Below are 17,681 nucleotides of genomic sequence, written 5' to 3'. Positions count from 1 at the left end.
CTCCGGTGGCCCGGCACAGTGCCGGGCCACCGTCGCGGATCAGTTGCGCGGCTTCTCGCGAAGCTCGAAGGACTCGACGATGTCACCGATCTTGATGTCGTTGTAGCCGTTCACAGTCAGACCACACTCGAAGCCCTCGCGGACCTCGGACGCGTCGTCCTTGAACCTCTTCAGCGACGACAGCTCGGTGTTGTCGACGACCACCGCACCGTCCCGGATCAACCGGACCTTCGCGTTGCGGCGGATCAGGCCACTGGTCACCCAGCAACCCGCGATGTTGCCCACCTTCGAGGAGCGGAAGATCTCGCGGATCTCCGCCTGGCCGAGGACCGCCTCCTCGTAGATCGGCTTCAGCATGCCCTTCAGGGCCGCCTCGATGTCGTCGATCGCCGCGTAGATGACCGAGTAGTACCGGACATCCACACCCTCGCGCTCGGCCACGTCACCGGCCTTGCCGGCCGGCCGCACGTTGAAGCCGATGATGACGGCGTTCGACGCGATGGCCAGGTTGACGTCGTTCTCGTTGATCGCACCGACGCCGCGGTCGATGACGCGGAGGTTGACCTCGTCGCCGACCTCGATCCGGACCAGGGCGTCTTCCAGTGCCTCGACCGAACCGGACACGTCGCCCTTGAGGATCAGCAGCAGCTCCTGCGTCTCGCCCTTCTCCATCGAGGCCATGAAGTCCTCGAGGGTCCGGCGCGCACGACGCTTGGCGTTGGCGGCCGCACGAGCCCGGGCTTCCCGCTTCTCCGCGATCTGCCGGGCCCTCCGGTCGTCGTCGACCACCAGGAACTTGTCACCCGCACCTGGTACGGCGGTCAGACCGAGGACCAGCACCGGACGCGAGGGAGTCGCCTCCTCGACCGGGTCGCCGTGCTCGTCGAGCATGGCCCGGACCCGGCCGTACGCCGGTCCGGCCACCATCGAGTCGCCGACCCGCAGCGTGCCGCGCTGAACCAGCACGGTCGCCACCGGACCACGGCCCTTGTCGAGGTTCGCCTCGATCGCGATGCCCTGGGCCGGCATGTTCGGGTTGGCCCGCAGGTCCAGCGCCGCGTCCGCGGTCAGGATCACGGACTCGAGCAGCCCGTCGATGTTGATCCGGGACTTCGCCGAGACGTCGACGAACATGGTGTCGCCGCCGTACTCCTCGGGGACCAGGCCGTACTCGGTCAGCTGACCGCGCACCTTGGCCGGGTCCGCGCTCGGGACGTCGATCTTGTTCACCGCGACCACGATCGGGACGTTCGCCGCCCGAGCGTGGTTCAGGGCCTCGATCGTCTGTGGCATCACGCCGTCGTCGGCCGCGACCACCAGGATGACGATGTCGGTGGCCTGCGCACCACGGGCACGCATGGCGGTGAACGCCTCGTGACCCGGGGTGTCGACGAAGGTGATGGCCCGCTGCTCGCCGTCGACCTCGGTCGTCACCTGGTACGCACCGATGTGCTGGGTGATGCCACCGGCCTCCTTCGCGACGACGTTCGCCTCGCGGACCGCGTCCAGCAGCTTGGTCTTACCGTGGTCGACGTGACCCATGACGGTCACCACCGGCGGCCGCTTGACCAGGTCGTCCTCGCCGCCCTCGTCCGAACCGAAGTCGATGTCGAACGACTGCAGCAGCTCGCGGTCCTCGTCCTCCGGGGACACGATCTGGACGTCGTAGTTCAGCTCGGTGGCGAGCAGTTGCAGGGTCTCCTCGTTGACCGACTGGGTCGCGGTCACCATCTCGCCGAGGTGGAACAGCACCTGCACCAGCGACGCCGGGTCGACGCCGACCTTCTCGGCGAAGTCCGTCAGCGACGCGCCACGGGCAAGGCGCACGACCTCGCCGTCACCGTGCTTGACGCGGACGCCGCCGACCGCCGGCGCCTGCATGTTGTCGAACTCCTGGCGCTTCGCGCGCTTCGACTTGCGACCACGGCGCGCCGGACCACCCGGACGCCCGAAGGCACCCTGTGTCCCGCCACGGCCACGGTTACCCGGACCCGGGCGGCCACCGCCGCCACCGGGCGGGCCGCTGGGGCCGCCGCCACCTGGACGGAAGCCACCGCCGCCGCCACCGCCGCCACCACCGGTACGAGCGCCGGGTCCACCACCCGGACCGCCACCACCGGGGCGACCACGGCCACCGCCGCCACCGCCACCGCCGCTGCCGCCACCGGGACCGGACGGGCGACCGGTGAACGTGCCCGCCGAGGACTTCGGCATCATCGCCGGGTTGGGGCGCGGAGCACCCGGAACGCCGCTCGGACGCGGCCGGTCGTTGCCGCCACCACTGCGGGCCTGCGGCGGACGCGGCGCCATCCCGGCCGGGCTCGCACCCTGGCCGGAGCCGCCCTGTCCACCCGGACCCGGGCGAGCGCCACCGCGCTGCATGCCCTGGGTGGAGCTGAACGGGTTGTTACCCGGACGCGGTGCGCCCGGACGGGGACCGCCACCTTGACCGCCCTGACGCGGAGCGCCGGGGCGCGGAGCACCCGGACGGGGCCCACCCTGACCACCCGGACGCGGACCGCCGGGACGCGGCGACGCCGGACGAGCCGGGCTGTCGGCGGCCGGACGTTGCTGCGCCGGACCAGGGGTCGGCCGGCTCGGAGCCGGAGTACGGCTCGGAGCGGGAGCAGCCGGTGCTTCGGAGGTGGCCGCCTTGGCCGCCGGAGCCTCGAACGAGGGCGCGGGTGTGGTCTCGGCCGGGGCCTCGACCTTGGCCGCCGGAGCGGACTCGACCGCAGCTGCCGGGGCCTCCTGCCGGGGAGCCGGCTTCGGGCCCGGACGCGGACCCGGCTTGACGCCCGGTGCGGGCGCCGCCTTGACCGGAGCCGGAGCGGCCTCGGCCTTCTCGCTCACGGTGGACTCGGCCACCGGAGCAGGGGTCGACTTCGGGGCCGGCGCAGGGCGCTCGGCCGGGGCTGCCGGTGCAGCCTTCTTCGCCGGCTCGGCAGGCGCGACCGGAGCGGTCGCCTGCGGCGCGGCAGATGTACTGGCGGCGGCCTTCTTGGCCGCGCGCTTCTTCGGCGGGTTCTTCTCGAACTCCTCCGCCAACCGCCGGACGACAGGTGCCTCGATCGTCGAGGATGCCGACCGGACGAACTCGCCCATGTCGTTCAGTCTGGTCAGAACGACCTTGCTGGTAACTCCGAGCTCCTTCGCGAGCTCGTAGACCCGGACCTTTGCCACTACTCTCCCTCTGGTCCGAGCCTGGGCGCGGACCGTTAGTTGACGTACATGCTCATCGCATTGCACTCATCGGTAGACACTCATCGAGTGGTCATGAGTCGATGACCCGCCTTCATGTCGTCACAGCGGTCTGGACCGCTGCGGGCGGCCGGGTGGCCGCCGTTTGCGTTGCACTTGCCTCTTGCTTATCACGCTGCGCGACGTACTCCTGCAGCCCGGTCACGTCGAGCGGCCCAGGGACCCGGAAGGCCCGTGGGAACGCCTTGCGCCGGACGGCGAGGTCGAAGCACTCGGCCACCGGGTGCAGATGCGCCCCACGGCCGGGTGCCCGACGATCGGGATCCGGGAGGACAAGCCCTCCGGAAACCGTCATCCGCAGCAGGTCAGCCGGACCGGACCGCTTCCGGCACCCGATACAGGTGCGCTCCCGGGGCTTGCCAGGGCGCGCGTCTGTAGTCACTGTCACGTAAAACCTCAGGGTGTGGTTGCGACTCAGTCGACCGACCGAGAGATCAGTCTACCTTCTCGGTCTCACGAGTCACACCAGAGGTCCGCCGCGCAGCAGGCCTCAGCTACTCGCCAGGCCTCTCGGTATCCGGCCTGATGTCGATCCGCCAGCCCGTCAGCCGGGCGGCCAGGCGGGCGTTCTGCCCCTCCTTGCCGATCGCGAGCGAGAGCTGGTAGTCGGGTACGACGACCCGTGCCGCGCGTGCCGCGGCGTCGACCACCTCGACAGACGTAACCTGCGCCGGGGACAGCGCATTCCCGACGAAGGTGGCCGGGTCGTCGCTGTGGTCGATGATGTCGATCTTCTCGCCGTGCAACTCGTGCATGATGTTGCGCACCCGCTGCCCCATCGGCCCGATGCAGGCGCCCTTGCCGTTCACCGACGGGTTCAGGGTCCGTACGGCGATCTTGGTCCGGTGACCGGCCTCGCGGGCGATCGCGGTGATCTCGACGGTGCCGTCGGCGATCTCCGGGACCTCGAGCGCGAACAGCTTCTTGACCAGGTTCGGGTGGGTCCGGCTGACCGTGATCTGCGGTCCCTTGAAGCCCTTGCGGACCCCGACGACGTACACCCGCAGCCTCGAGCCGTGCTCGTACTTCTCCCCCGGCACCTGCTCCGGGGCCGGCAGTACCGCCTCGATCTTGCCGAGGTCGACCATCACCGAGCGCGGGTCGCGGCCCTGCTGGATGACGCCGGAGACGATGTCGCCCTCCTTGCCGGAGAACTCGCCGTACCGGACCTCGTCCTCGGCGTCGCGCAGCCGCTGCAGGATGATCTGCTTGGCCGTGGTGGCCGCGATCCGGCCGAAGTCGGCCGGGGTGTCGTCGTACTCGCGGACCAGGGATCCGTCCTCGGCGAGCTCGCGGGCGTACACGGTGACGTGCCCGGTCTTGCGGTCCAGCTCGGCGCGGGCGTGTTGCTGAGCACCCTCGGTGCGGTGGTAGGCCACCAGCAGCGCCTGCTCGATCGCCTCGACGACCACGTCCAGGGAGATGTCCTTCTCCCGCTCCAGCGACCGCAGTACGGCCATGTCGATGTCCATGTCAGTTCTCCTCCACCGTGCCGTCGGCAGGTGTTTCTGTTTCGTCGTTGCCGGCAGCCCGGTTGAACTCGATCTGGACCTTGGCCTTGGCCACGTCGGCGTACGCGACGGTCTGGGCCTTGCCGTCCACGTCCAGCTCGGCCGCCTCGTCGGAGGCGGACTTGATCCGGCCGGTCACCTTGCCGCCGGCGGTCAGTGTGACCGCGACGAGGCGCTTGACGTTGCGGCGCCAGTGCCGGGGCAGAGTGAGTGGCCGGTCGACGCCGGGGCTGGAGACCTCCAGCGTGTAGGCGCCGGCGCCCATGATGTCGTCGGAGTCGAGCGCCTTGGAGATGGCTCTGGTGACCTCGGTGACGTCGTCGAGGCTGATCCCGCCGTCGCGGTCGACCAGCACGCGCAGCAACCGGCGGCGGCCGGCCGGCGCGAGGTCGGCGGCCTCCAGGTCGCAGCCGAACTGCTCGACGATCGGCCGCAGGAAGTTCTCGAGGCTCGTGGTGTCCGTGTGGTCAGTCCTTCGGCTCACAGGTTGACCTGCCTCTCTCTCCAGTTGTGCACCCGTTCCGCCACCCGGCGATCCGACCGAGGGCAGTAGCCCACCATATCCGGCCCGCGGCAGTGTCCACGTCACCGGCTCGTCCCAGGCCGGTCACCGGCGCGTCACCGGGTATCGTTCCGGCGTGCCGACCGAACCCCGCCTGTCCCGCCGCGCCGTCATCGCGACCGCCGCCGTGCTGCCCGGTGCTGTCGCGCTGGGCGGCTGCAAGGACGACGAGTCCGGCTCTGGTACGCCGGGCGCCATCGACCCGAAGACCGGTCAGGCGGTCGAGGAGACGCCGACCGTCGATCCGGCCGTGGTCGCCGCCCTCAGTGCGGCGGCGGCCCAGGTGACTCTATTGTCGCTCGGCTACGCCAGCACCAGCCGGAAGTTCCCGGCCCTGCGCACCCAACTGGCCGCCGGTGCGAAGTACCACGCGAGCCATCTGGCCAAGTTGAAGGAGACGGCCGGCGTGCAGGCCGCGACTCCGAAGGCCCCGGCAGCCGCCAGTACGTCGTCTGCCGCCCTCGCCGCACTGGCCAAGCAGGAGAAGGCCGCGGCGGCCGCCCACGCCACCGCGGCGGCCAAGCTGTCCGGGACCCCGGCCCGGCTACTGGCCATGATCGCTGCGTCCGAGTTGCAGCTCGGGACGAAGCTGACCCCAGCGAAGAAGAAGGCGGACGCATCGTGACCGAGGTGGAGGCCCTGCAGGCGGCGCTCGCAGGCGAGCACGCCGCGCTGTACGGCATCGGCGTTGCCGGCGGCAAGCTCAGCGGCGCCCGGTTCCGGTCTGCGACCGACGCCTACGAGCTGCACCGCTTGAACCGCGACCGCCTGAGCCGGCTGGTGGTCGCCGCGGGCGAGACCCCGGCCGCGGCTGAGCCGGCATACGACCTGCCGCAGGCCGTGACCAACGCGGCGACGGCAGCCGCGCTGGTCCTGCTGATCGAGCGGCGGCTGGCAGCGGTGTACGGCGATCTGGTCGAGTCGGCGGAGAAGCCGGCGGTGCGGTCTTTCGCCGTCAGCGGGCTGCTCGCGAACGCCGGCGCCCAGCTCACCTGGGGCGGTGCGCCGGTCGCCTTCCCCGGCGCCGTCTGATTCCCGGCGAAATTTCTCTGCGTATTCCTCTTTACTCGCAGCGCGACCTTCCTTATATTTTCGCCCACGGAGACTGGGGGGTCGCCGAGCTTTTCACGTAGCCGACGTTGGTGGCGTCGCGCGTGCTCGTTCCACGGCTGATCGCAGCGTGTTGTTCCGTACCAACATTTCCGCTGTCATTCAACTTCTTCAGCCGCGCCTGGCGCCGGCTACGGAGGGTGGCGAAGCATGCGCACTTTCGATCTGACCACCGGTGACGACCTGTACGTGAAGGACCTGCGGGTGGTCCGCTGGGAGCAGTACGGACTCGAGCGGGATCTGCCGTTCCAAGCGATGTGGTACTCCGTTCCCCCGGGCTCGGAGAGCCCGGTCGACCAGCACCCCGAACTGGAACTGTCGGTCGTGGTTGCGGGGACGGCGTACGTCGTCGTCGGCGGTCGCGAACACGTGGTCCCCCAAGGCAACGCCTTCCTGCTCAGCAGCACCGAGGCGCACGTCGTACAGAACCGGTCCTCCGACACCGAGCTGACCGTCTTCAGCGCCTATTGGATGCCGATCACCGCCGAGGCCGGCCATGGCTGATCCGGTCACGGTCTTCACTTCCCCGCAGCCGACCGTCAACGGCCCGTTGCACGTCGGCCATCTGGCCGGTCCCTACCTCGCCGCCGACATCGCAGCCCGGGCCGCGCGGGCCCGCGGTGAGCGCGTCGTGGTCACCACCGGCCTCGACGTACACCAGAACTACGTGCTGACCCGGGCCGAGCGCGAAGGTGTCGAGGTCGGTGTGATGACCGCGGAGTTCCGCGACGACATCAAGGACACCTACGACCTGGCCCGGATCGGGTACGACGTCTTCACCGATCCCCTCGGCGACGCGCACGGACCGATCATCCGCCAACTGGCGAACCACCTCGTCACGTCTGGCGCAACGCCGTTGCGCGAGGTCACCCTGCACGCCTGCGCGGACTGCGGCCGGACCCTGCACGATTCCTACCTGAGCGGTCTGTGCGGCGATTGCAAGGCACCCGCGGCAGGCGGCGCCTGTGAGCAGTGCAGCAGCCTCACCCAGGTCGACACCATGGTCGATCCGGTCTGCGGCCGCTGTGGTGGCGAGCCGCGTCCGTTCGCCGCGACGGTGCCCGTACTGCGGATGGAGGACCACCGCGAAGCCCTGATCGCGATGTGGTTGCGCGCCGAGCTGCCACCCGCGGTGCGCGACCTGATCAACCGGACCCTGCAGGCCGGACTCCCGCAGATCGCACTCGCCTGTCCGACCAACTGGGGTCTCGAGGGCGACGGCCCGCTCACCGGCCTGCGGATCGGCCCGTACACCGAGATCGCGCTCTCCGATCTGTATGCCGTTGCCCGCGGCATCGACCCCGAGGCCGCGGAGGTGCCGGCGTACCTGGCCGCGCTCGACCAGGTCGGATCACTGTGGCACTTCCTCGGCCTGGACAACGCGTTCTGGTATGCCCTGTACTGGCCGGCCGTCTGGGCCGCTGCCGGCGTCGCGCGACTGCCCCTTTCCGGCCTGGTGGTGAACGAGTTCTACACGTTTGCCGGGGAGAAATTCTCGACCAGCCGCAAACACGGGACCGGTGCCACGGAATTGCTCCGGACCGAAGACCCGTCAATCGTTCGCTTGTTTCTCGCGTGGGACCGTCCCGACCGCTTCCGCAGTGATTTCAGTTTCGATTCGTTCCGCGCCTTCGCCGACCGCGCCGGGCCATTGCTGGCCGGCGTCCGACGCGTTTCCGAGCCACTCGATCCGGACCTTGCCGCGCTCGAACTCACCCGCGGCGAGAGCGCATTGCGGCCGGAGGGGTTCGACCCACCGCTGGCGGTTCGCAGTCTGCTCACGCTGCTGGCCGGCGGCGTTCAGAAGACCGGGTCGCTGCGCGCGGCGCTGACCGGATCTGAACAGGAGTAGGGCGATGCGAGTCTGCGTCATCGGAGCCGGCATCGCCGGTGCCCTGCTGGCCTGGCGTCTGAGCGAGAGTGTCGAGGTCGACCTGGTGACCGGTTCGGCTGGGACGGATGCGACCGCGGCTTCGGGCGGCGGTGTGCGTGGGTTCGAGACCCATCCGGTCCAGCGTCGGCTGGCTATAGAGAGCCTGAGCGAGTTGTTCGAGGGTCTGCAGGAGAAGGCCGGCTACACCGAGACCGGCTGCACCTACATGTTGCCGTCGTACGCCGGGCTCGAGGCGGCGGTCGCCGAGGTCGAACAGGCTCACCCGGGCTCGACCGAGATCGTCGATGGAACCGACCTTCGCCGCCGGGGTTGGCACGGCCTGCCCGACGGCACTGTCGGCGTACTCGAGAGGCGGGCCGGTTTCATCCGGCCGGACCAACTCCGGACGGCCGTGATCCAACGACTCGCCGACAGCCCGAGCAGCAGAGTCCTGGCCGGCCCGGTTCTCCGGCTCGTCCCGCACCCGGACGGATCGGTGAGCTGCCGCCTCCCCGCGTCCAGCCATCGGTACGACGTTGTCGTCGTCGCGGCCGGGCCGTGGACACCGGGACTGCTGACCGGCAGTGCCCTCCCGGCCCAGCCGTATCGCACGAAGGCGATCCAGGTCGCCACCTATCGGGTGACCGGCGCCCTGCCGACGATGTTCGTCGACGAGACCAGCGACCTGTACGGGCGGCCCACCGCCGATGGCCGGTTGCTGCTCGGCGTCGACACCCATCACTGGTCCGTCACTCCCGGCAGCAGCCGGCCGATCCCGGACCTGGCCGACCAGGCCGTCCGGATCGCCGCCGAACGGCTGCCACACCTCAAGCTGTCGGCGCCCGACCTGATGGTCAGCCACGCCGACTGTTACGCCGATCCGCCGGTACTGACCCTCTGGTCGGTCCTTGGCAGCTCACATCGGCTCTACACCTTCACCGGTGGGTCCGGCGGCAGCGTGAAAACCGCGCTGGCCGCAAGCCGGACGGCCGCGAGCGACCTGATCGGCACATCGCGCACCACCACTTCGCGGACGGAGAACAAGCGCATGACCATCACGGAACCAGGCCCGCAGCGAGGAACGCCCCGCTACCACACCATCGGTATCGGGGCCGGTCCCTCCAACCTCTCGCTGGCGGCGCTCTACCAGAACGCCACCACCGAACCACTCGCGCTGTTCGACGCCCGACCGGGCACCGGCTGGCACACGCCCCTGCTCTACCCCGGGGTCCGGATGCAGACCGGCTGGATGAAAGACCTGGTGTCGCTGGTCGACCCGCGGCACGAGCTGACGTTCCTGAACTACCTGGTCACCTCCGGGCGGCTCTATGCGCTGATCAACTCCCAGTTCGACTCGCTCCCCCGGATCGAGTACGAGCGCTATCTCGCCTGGGCGACCGAGCGCCTCGGCGTCGTGCACTTCACGTCGCGGGTGGACTCGATCTCCATCACCGACGACGGCTTCGAGGTCAGCGTCGACGGTGTCCCCGCCGCCGTCTCCGAACACCTGGTCCTCGGCCTGGGCACGCGCCCGGTTCGGCCGGCGTACATCACCGAACTGCCCGCCGAGCGGGCGTTCATCGCCGACGACCTCGGCGTACGGATGGCCGGGCTGGACACGGCAGCGCCGACCGCGGTCGTCGGTGGCGGTCAGACCGGGCTGGAGTGTGTCCTGCGGCTGCTCGGCTCCGGATTCACCGACATCCGCTGGCTCGGCCGGAACCAGTGGTTCCGCAGCATCGACGACTCGCCGATGGCCAACGAGCTCTACCGGCCGTCCCACATCGAGTACCTGCAGGGTCTGAACCGCGGCAAGCGCCGCGAGATGATCGACGACTCCCGCTACAGCGGCGACGCCATCACCCCGGGCGGCCTGCGGGCGCTGTACCAGGCCAACTACGACGGCATGCTGACGCTCGGCCGCTTCCCGGTCACCTTGCTGCCCGGTCGCGACGTCAGGACGTCCGAGTTATTGGCCGACGGCAACATCCGCCTGTGCTGTACGACGACCTCCACGCCCGAGGAGCACGTCGTACGGCAGGTGGTGGTCGCGGCCGGACGGGAGCACGTCGAGGCACCGTTCGACGACGACCTGCGGGAACGGATCGAGGTCGACGACGACGGTCAACTGCTAGTCGAGCCGGACTACTCGGTGCGCTGGAAGGGCATGAACGGGCACCGGATCTACACGTTCAACGCGAGCCGGTACAGCCATGGGCTGACGAACGCCGGCCTGACGCAGCTGCCGGTCCGGGCCGCGATCGTGCTGAACTCCATGTTCGAGCGGGAGATCTACCCGATCTCCGACGAGTTGTGCGCGGTGCGGTGGTGACCGCGGCAGTCCCGGAACCGCTGGTCCCCGATGTCGACGGGGTGTGGTTCCGGCTCGAGGTCGACGATCCGGCCGGCGGCGCGCCGTACGGGCAGTATCACCGTGAGGACGACCTGGTCTGGGCGGAGTTCTACACCGGCGGCAGGCTGCGCAGCGGCCGGCTGGTCGGGTTGCTGCGGCTGGACGGCTCGTTCGACGCGGCGTACTGCCTGGTCACCGCGACCGGCGACCTGGTCAGCGGTGAGTGCCACAGCGTCCCCGAGTTCGATGCTCAAGGCAACATCCGGATCAGGGACCACTTCCGTCGCGCCGACGGCACCACCGGGATCAGTGCCATCCGGCAGATCCCCGCTCCGGTCAGGGAGGCCTGAGATGAACGACCGACCTCACCTGCTGGTGGTGGCCACCGGCATGCGGCTGTTCCGCGAGTACATCCTGCGGTCGATCGCGCCGCAGTACCGGATCCACATGTTCCTGCACGCCGAACCCACCTGGGAGACGGAGTACATCGAGAACTGGACCGTGCTGGAGAGCACGCTCGACGCCGACGCGCTCGTCGCCGCGGCGAACGAACTCAACGACAAGGAAGCGATCGACGGCGTGCTGTGCTGGGACGAGGCCCGGATCCTGCAGACCGCCCACATCGCCGAAGCGCTCGGACTGCCCGGCGGTGACGTCGCGATGGTGAACCGCTGCCGCGACAAACACCTGACGCGTACGGCGCTCGCCGAGCACGGAGTCCCGCAGCCGAAGTCGATCCTGGTGGACACCGTCGACGAGGCACTCGCCATCGCCGGCGATCTCGGGTATCCGGTGATCCTCAAGCCCCGCGCGCTGGCCGCCAGCCTCGGCGTGGTCAAGGTCGACTCACCCGAGGAACTGACGGCGAACTGGGACTTCGCCCACGACACGACCGTGCCGGAGGCGCCGCACTACGACGTCAAGGTGCTGGTCGAGGAGTTCGCCGACGGCTACGAGATCAGCATCGACGCCGCGGTGTACCAGGGTCAGGTGACCCCGTTCTGCCTGGCCCGTAAGGAGATCGGCTACCCGCCGTACGCCGAGGAGATCGGGCACTTCGTGGATGCCGCGGATCCGCTGCTCGCCGACGACCAGTTGCTCCAGGTACTCGTCGACGCGCACAAGGCGGTCGCCTTCACCGACGGCGTGACGCACACCGAGCTCATGATCACCGCCGACGGACCGAAGCTGATCGAGATCAACGCGCGGATCGGCGGCGACCTGATCCCGTACCTCGGTCTGCAGGCGACCGGTGTGGATCCGGGGCTGGCCGCCGCCGCGGTCGCGTGCGGACGTCAGCCCGCGCTGCTGCCGGACCGCACGATCGTCGGTGGGGTCCGCTTCTTCTACGTGGACGAGGACGACACGGTGCTGGACTCGGTCGGCTTCGACGCCGACGGACTGCCCGCCACGATCGACCAACTGGTGCCGCTGATGGAGGCCGGCGCCACGACCAGTCCCCCGCCGGCGGGCACGCTCTGGGGCCGGATCGCCTACGCCACGACCGTCGCCACGACGGTCGACGACTGCCGTGCCGGACTCGACGCGGCGGAGAAGGCGCTGCGCTGGTCAGGTCATCCGAAGGAGCCGACACCATGACGGCGACCGACGAGAGCACCGGCATCTGGGAGACCATCCGCGACGCTCCGGTACCGGTGAAGGCGCTGCTGGTCGGCGTCTTCGTGAACAAGCTCGGCTGGTTCCTGCAGGTCTTCCTGGTGCTGTTCCTGACCACCTCGAAGGGCTTCACGCCGGTCCAGGCCGGCACCGCGCTCGGCGTGTACGGCGGTGGCTCGGTGATCGGTCTGATCATCGGAGGATCGCTGTCGGACCGGGTCGGGCCGCGGGCCGCGGTGATGATCAGCATGTTCGGAATGGCGGGGTTCGTCCTCGCGATCGCCTACGTGCCGAGCTACACGGCCGTGGTGGTCGTGGTGGCGCTGGCCGGTGCGGTCGGCCAGTTCTACCGCCCGGCGTCCGCCGCCCTGCTGACCGAGCTGACGCCGAAGAACCGCCAGGTGATGATCTTCGCGGTCTACCGGCTGGCGATGAACCTCGGTACGACGGCAGCGCCGCTGATCGGCGCGGCCCTGGTCGCGGTGTCCTGGAACCTGCTCTTCATCGGCGAGGCGGTCGCCGCGCTGGCGTACGCCGCCGTGGCGATCGTCGCTCTGCCGAAGCGATCCGCAGCCGCCGTCGAGCAAACCCCGGAGGACCAACCGTCGGCCGGTGGATACGTCGCCGTACTGCGGGACCACAAGTACGTGCTGTTCCTACTGTGCATGTTCATCAACGCGGCGATCTACATGCAGTACCTGGCCGTGCTGCCGCTGCACATGAAGGCGGACGGGCTCTCGACCTGGTGGTACAGCGCGATCGTCGCGCTGAACGGCTTCGTCGTGATCACCTGCGAGTTGCTGGTGACGAAGGTGGTGCAGAACCGTCCGGCCCGCGTGGTCGCGATGACCGGGTTCGTACTGCTGGGCGGCGGGCTGGCGTTCTACGCACTGCCCGGCGGGCTGGCGATCTTCGTGATCGGGACCCTGCTCTGGACGCTGGCCGAGATCATCGGCGGCCCGACCATGTTCGCGTATCCAGGCATGGCCGCACCGAAGCCGCTGCTCGGCCGGTACGTCGGATCGGCGCACGCGATGTTCGGCCTCGGGTCCGCCCTTGGTCCGTTCCTCGGGGTGTGGGTATGGAACACGTCCGGCACCCGGGTCTGGGTGTGGTGCGGGCTGGCCGGCGCGATCGGCGTCGTCCTCGCGTACTTCGGCATGACGTCCACGACCGCCGAGGAGACCACCACCGACATCACCCCGGCCGCGGAGCCGTTGCCGAGCGAGAGCTCGTAGGAGGACAGGATGAGCAACTACACGATCATCGTGGACCCGTTGTCCACGGGACAGGAATATCCGGCCGCGTTCCGCGAGGCGGGTCGGCTGCCGGTCGCCGTACTCAGTGGTTCCGAGCCACCACCGGCGTACACGACGAGCTGGCATCCGGAGGACTTCGAGCACGTGCACTACTTCACCGGCGACGTACAGGCGCTGGCCGAGGAGCTGAGGCAGTACGAGCCGGAGTACCTGGTGCCTGGTGCGGAGAGCGGGGTCGAGCTGTGCGACCGGCTGACCGGGCTCCTGGCGCCCGGCACTGGCAACCTCCCGGAGCTGGCGCCGGCGCGGCGGGACAAGTGGGAGATGGCACAGGCGCTCGCGGCCGCGGGCGTGCCGCGGTTGCGCCAGTTCCTGACCGCGGATCCGGTCGAGGCGGAGCGGTGGCTGAAGGAGAACGACCTGCTCGGCAAGCGGCTGGTGATCAAGCCGCCGAAGAGCGCCGCCGGCGACGAGGTGTACGTCGTCTTCGAGGACGGCGACTGGCGGGAGCGGTTCGACCGGGTCCTTGGCCGGACCAACAAGCTGGGCCTCATCAACGACGCCGTCCTGCTCCAGGAGTACGCCGAAGGAACGGAGTACCTGGTCGACACCTACAGCGTGGACGGGAAGCACGCGCTGGTCGACGTCTGCCGCTACACGAAGGTCGGCCGGGGCGACAAGATCGGCATCTACCGGCGGATCGACTTCCTGGCCGAGGACGACGCGGAGGTGCAGGCGCTCTGGCCGTACACCCGTGACGTGCTCGACGCGGTCGGCATCCGGGTCGGCTGCGGTCACGTCGAGGTGATGATGACGCCGGACGGACCACGGCTGATCGAGGTCGCGGCGCGGCCGGCCGGCGGCGGTCACCAGATGGTCAGTGACCTGGCCACCGGCGACAACCACATCAAGCGGACGGTGGCCCACCGGGTGCGCGGCGAGGTGCGGGACGGGTTCGACCTGGTCCAGCACCTGCGCGGGATCTTCGTCATCGCGCCGCGCGAGGGGTACTTCCGCAACCGCGAGGTCTTCGGCGACATCGAGTCGCTGAAGTCGTTCCACTGGATGAAGATCCTGTACGACGAGGACGCCGTCGTACCCGAGACCGTGGATCTGTTCACCTGTCTGGCCTGGGTCATCCTGATCCACAGCGACCCGGCCACCCTCGACGCCGACTACCACCGAGTCCTGGACATGGAGGCCGGCATCGTCATCACCACCCCCTGAAGCGTGCGGGGATATCCCTTGAAAACAAGGGATATCCCCGCAGGTGTTCAGCGGCGGCGGCGCCAGGGGCCGGTGATGGCGTAGGTGATGCCGGGGTTGTAGACGTTGAAGAACATCGTCCGGCCGTCGGCGGAGAAGCCGGCGCCGGCCAGTTCGCCGTACTCCGGGTCCTCCGGCGTGCCGAGGTTCACCCGGTTGCGGGCGAACTTGAACACCTGGCCGTCCTCGGTCGTACCGAGGATGTGCTGCTCACCGAGCCCGTCCTCACACATCATCAGACCGCCGTACGGCGACATCGTGATGTTGTCGGGGGCATCGAACTCCGGGTCGTCCGAGCCGGGCTTCGGCCGGGTGAAGATCACCTCGAGGCGCAGCGTCTCCTTCCGCGGGTCGTACCGCCACACCTGTCCGTCGTGGTCCACCTTCGGCCCCAGCTCGGTCCGGGCGAACGACGAGACGAAGTACACGCAGCGGTCCCGGTCGCCCCACCAGCAGCCCTCGAGCTTGTAGCCGCCCGTGATCGGCTTCGCGTAGTCCTGCGCCCGGACCGACTCGGTCGTCGCCAGCGGGTCGGGCACCTTCACCCACTGCACGCCGTGGAACAGCGCGCCGGCCTCCTGGACGACGGACAGGTCCGGCAGATCCGGAATGTGCATGGCCTGCAGTTCGCCGCCGGCCCGCAGCGTTCCCCAGCCGCCGCGCGGACGGTTCGGCAGGAACCGGTAGAAGCCGCCGAGCGGCGCGACGAACGCGTCCTCGGTCTCGTACACGATCCCGGTGGACGGATCGATGGCCACCGCCTCGTGCTGGAACCGGCCCATCTCCTTCAGCGGGGTCGGGTCGACATTGCGGCGGTCGTCGTACGGGTCGACCTCGAAGATGAAGCCGTGGTCCTTGGTGTAACCGCTCTCGCCGGCCTTGAGTTCGGTCTCCTCGCAGGTCAGCCAGGTGCGCCACGGCGTAGGACCGCCGGAGCAGTTGATCGCCGTACCGCCGAGGCTGACGAACTCCTTGCCGGCGGCGTTGTGCCGGTCCACCACCAGCGTGCTGGTGCCGCCGGCGCCGGCCGGGTCGTACGTCCGCTCGGCCGGGGCGACCACCTTGATCACGGACGTGGGGCTGCACTCGTGGTTGCGGACCAGCCGGTTCCCGCCATCACGATCCGGGAACACGCCCATGCCGTCGAACCGGCTCGGGATCTTCAGCCCGTCCGGCCGGACCGTGCCCTCGCGGGACAGGATCTTGTAGCCGAAACCGCGCGGCAGGTCGAGCATGCCGTCCGGGTCCTCGATCAGCGGGCCGTAGCCGATCTTCGGGCCGGAGGTGCCGAGCGCGGGTTGCGCGGTGTACAGCGCCTCGACCGAGCCGGCCAGGCTGACCGCCACGCCCGCCGCTGCGGCACGGCTGACGAACTGGCGTCGGGACAGGGGATGCGGATCAACGGACACGGTACGGCCTCCTCGTGGGCGGAAAAGATCTGCCGGTCATCGATGAACGTATGGTGAACGGCAGTCAACGACAAGGCGAACCGCGCGCCGAAGTACCCGCGGGCTGTCAGACCCGCGGGTACGACGACATTCAACGACCTACTGGTAGCAGGGCTTGGTGAACTGGTACTTCTCGGCCGTCTTGCCGGTGAAGAAGTCCTTCTCCACCTTCACACCGGTCGGCGCCGTCGGGTCCACCTTGGAGATGATGCTGCTCCGGAACACCCGCTCGTCCGGCGTACCGCCGAACTTGCCGGCCGCCGCAGGCAGCATCCCCTCGTAGTCCACCGTCTCCAGCGACTTCACCGCGGCCAGCAACCCGGCGCGGGTGAGGTCCTTGGAGTCGACGGCCTTCTGCAGGGCCGCCTTCATCGGGTACGACCAGACCCAGCCGGCCGTGTAACCGTCGTTCGGCGCGGCCTTGAACATCGTCTGGTCCAGCGCGCCGGCCAGCGCCTTGTGCCCCGCTGTGTCGGTGCCGTACGGCGCCCAGGGGCCGGACTGCCGATAGAGCGCGGTCAGCGCGGGAGCGGCCGGGCTCTTCAGCAGCGCCGCGTTCCAGGTCGGGCTGGTGCCGATGAACTGGCCCTTGAACCCGTTCTGGGCAGCTCCGCCGACGATCGTCGCCGCCTCGGTCGGACCGGTGGACACGATGACCAGATCGGGCTTGGCCGCGAGCAGCTTCTGGACGGCCGCCCCCTGGTTCTCCTGCCCCGGCGCGGTCGGGATGTCGGTGAACGTCATCCCGTTGGCGTCGGCCGCGAGCTTGGTCCCGGCCGCGGCGTCGTCACCGTAGTCGCCCGGGAAGTGCACCGCGGCGACGCTCTTGGCCTTCAGCGTCTCCGCCCCGAAGTCGACCGAGTTCATCGACTCGAAGCAGTAGTTCGTGCCCGACTCGAGGATGACGTCCTCGAACGCCCAGGCCGAGGTCCAGGACGCCGGTACGCCGATCACGTTGCTGGACTTCAGGTCGCCGAGGATGGCGGCCGTGGTCGGTGAGCCGAGCGTCTGGGCCAGTCCCAGTACGTCGGGCTTGATCTCGGCGTACACCTCGTTGTGGGTCTGCGGGTTGTACTTGTTGTCCTTGACGAACTTGGTCACGTCGACCTCGAAGTCGCCGATCCCGCCGGCTGTGTTGACCCGCTTCCAGAACGCCTTCTGGGCCTCGGTGATCGGTACGCCGAGTGCCTTGAACGGGCCCTCGGTCAGGTCCGAGATCGACCCGAGGTAGATGCAGCCCTTTTCCGCGTCGACCGCGCCCGGGCACGGCTCACTGGTGACCCCGACGTCGAACTTGACGCCCGAACCAGCCTCCTGCGTCTCCGGGGCGTCGTTCCGGCACCCCACCAGCACAGCCATCGCCGCTACCAGCGCGATGGCGATTCCCCTGCGAACGCTCATCGATACTCCTTCTCCGGCCG

At 69.3% G+C, this 17,681-nt stretch carries 15 protein-coding genes and 1 tRNA gene; 10 read left to right on the top strand and 6 right to left on the bottom strand.

The window, feature by feature from the left end; all coding sequences use genetic code 11:
- Window positions 1-39 precede the first annotated feature (39 nt).
- From infB to rimP, 4 genes are all read right to left on the bottom strand, one after another.
- Window positions 40-3,183 carry a translation initiation factor IF-2 gene (gene infB / locus ACIBG5_RS02110; protein WP_396389582.1) on the bottom strand — a complete coding sequence of 1,048 codons (3,144 nt, stop codon included), beginning with the start codon at window positions 3,181-3,183 and terminating at the stop codon, window positions 40-42.
- A 112-nt stretch (window positions 3,184-3,295) separates the two neighbouring features.
- Complete coding sequence (locus tag ACIBG5_RS02105) at window positions 3,296-3,643, bottom strand: YlxR family protein (RefSeq protein ID WP_396389581.1); 348 nt, start codon at window positions 3,641-3,643, stop codon at window positions 3,296-3,298.
- Between the two features lie 112 nt (window positions 3,644-3,755).
- Complete coding sequence (gene nusA, locus ACIBG5_RS02100) at window positions 3,756-4,733, bottom strand: transcription termination factor NusA (RefSeq protein WP_396389580.1); 978 nt, start codon at window positions 4,731-4,733, stop codon at window positions 3,756-3,758.
- Window position 4,734: 1 nt separating this feature from the next.
- The gene (rimP, locus tag ACIBG5_RS02095) at window positions 4,735-5,256 is read right to left on the bottom strand and encodes a ribosome maturation factor RimP (RefSeq protein ID WP_396389579.1); all 522 of its coding nucleotides are present in this window, start codon (window positions 5,254-5,256) and stop codon (window positions 4,735-4,737) included.
- 154 nt (window positions 5,257-5,410) lie between these two features.
- On the opposite strand from rimP, the gene ACIBG5_RS02090 reads away from it, so the two are divergent.
- The 10 genes from ACIBG5_RS02090 to ACIBG5_RS02045 all read left to right on the top strand — a co-directional run bounded on the left by ACIBG5_RS02090 (window position 5,411) and on the right by ACIBG5_RS02045 (window position 14,773).
- Entirely contained in the window at window positions 5,411-5,959 is a 549-nt protein-coding gene (locus tag ACIBG5_RS02090; protein WP_396389578.1) for a cell division protein FtsK, read from the top strand.
- Window positions 5,956-6,366, top strand: a complete 411-nt coding sequence (locus ACIBG5_RS02085; RefSeq protein ID WP_396389577.1) for a ferritin-like domain-containing protein — start codon at window positions 5,956-5,958, stop codon at window positions 6,364-6,366. The genes ACIBG5_RS02090 and ACIBG5_RS02085 overlap by 4 nt, the downstream gene beginning before the upstream one ends.
- A 228-nt stretch (window positions 6,367-6,594) precedes the next feature.
- Complete coding sequence (locus ACIBG5_RS02080; RefSeq protein WP_360449327.1) at window positions 6,595-6,948, top strand: cupin domain-containing protein; 354 nt, start codon at window positions 6,595-6,597, stop codon at window positions 6,946-6,948.
- Window positions 6,941-8,296, top strand: a complete 1,356-nt coding sequence (locus ACIBG5_RS02075) for a class I tRNA ligase family protein (RefSeq protein ID WP_396389576.1) — start codon at window positions 6,941-6,943, stop codon at window positions 8,294-8,296. Before ACIBG5_RS02080 ends, ACIBG5_RS02075 begins: the two co-directional genes overlap by 8 nt.
- An 87-nt stretch (window positions 8,297-8,383) precedes the next feature.
- A tRNA-Pro gene (locus ACIBG5_RS02070) sits at window positions 8,384-8,458 on the top strand.
- Complete coding sequence (locus ACIBG5_RS02065; RefSeq protein WP_396389575.1) at window positions 8,430-10,649, top strand: FAD-dependent oxidoreductase; 2,220 nt, start codon at window positions 8,430-8,432, stop codon at window positions 10,647-10,649. Before ACIBG5_RS02070 ends, ACIBG5_RS02065 begins: the two co-directional genes overlap by 29 nt.
- The gene (locus tag ACIBG5_RS02060) at window positions 10,646-11,020 is read left to right on the top strand and encodes a hypothetical protein (RefSeq protein ID WP_396389574.1); all 375 of its coding nucleotides are present in this window, start codon (window positions 10,646-10,648) and stop codon (window positions 11,018-11,020) included. The genes ACIBG5_RS02065 and ACIBG5_RS02060 overlap by 4 nt, the downstream gene beginning before the upstream one ends.
- 1 nt (window position 11,021) lies before the next feature.
- The gene (locus ACIBG5_RS02055) at window positions 11,022-12,269 is read left to right on the top strand and encodes an acetyl-CoA carboxylase biotin carboxylase subunit family protein (protein WP_396389573.1); all 1,248 of its coding nucleotides are present in this window, start codon (window positions 11,022-11,024) and stop codon (window positions 12,267-12,269) included.
- Window positions 12,266-13,525 carry an MFS transporter gene (locus ACIBG5_RS02050; protein WP_396389572.1) on the top strand — a complete coding sequence of 420 codons (1,260 nt, stop codon included), beginning with the start codon at window positions 12,266-12,268 and terminating at the stop codon, window positions 13,523-13,525. Before ACIBG5_RS02055 ends, ACIBG5_RS02050 begins: the two co-directional genes overlap by 4 nt.
- Window positions 13,526-13,534: 9 nt before the next feature.
- Window positions 13,535-14,773, top strand: a complete 1,239-nt coding sequence (locus ACIBG5_RS02045) for an ATP-grasp domain-containing protein (protein WP_396389571.1) — start codon at window positions 13,535-13,537, stop codon at window positions 14,771-14,773.
- Window positions 14,774-14,820: 47 nt separating this feature from the next.
- Here the strand turns inward: ACIBG5_RS02045 and ACIBG5_RS02040 are convergent, their stop codons facing one another.
- Window positions 14,821-16,221, bottom strand: a complete 1,401-nt coding sequence (locus ACIBG5_RS02040) for an alkaline phosphatase PhoX (protein WP_396389570.1) — start codon at window positions 16,219-16,221, stop codon at window positions 14,821-14,823.
- A 138-nt stretch (window positions 16,222-16,359) separates the two neighbouring features.
- The gene (locus ACIBG5_RS02035) at window positions 16,360-17,661 is read right to left on the bottom strand and encodes an ABC transporter substrate-binding protein (RefSeq protein ID WP_396389569.1); all 1,302 of its coding nucleotides are present in this window, start codon (window positions 17,659-17,661) and stop codon (window positions 16,360-16,362) included.
- Between the last annotated feature and the right edge of the window lie 20 nt (window positions 17,662-17,681).

Source organism: Kribbella sp. NPDC050241 (assembly GCF_044459685.1).
Taxonomy (GTDB): domain Bacteria; phylum Actinomycetota; class Actinomycetes; order Propionibacteriales; family Kribbellaceae; genus Kribbella.
Note: the sequence above shows the minus strand (reverse complement) of the source record. Positions and strands in the feature narration are given on the sequence as shown.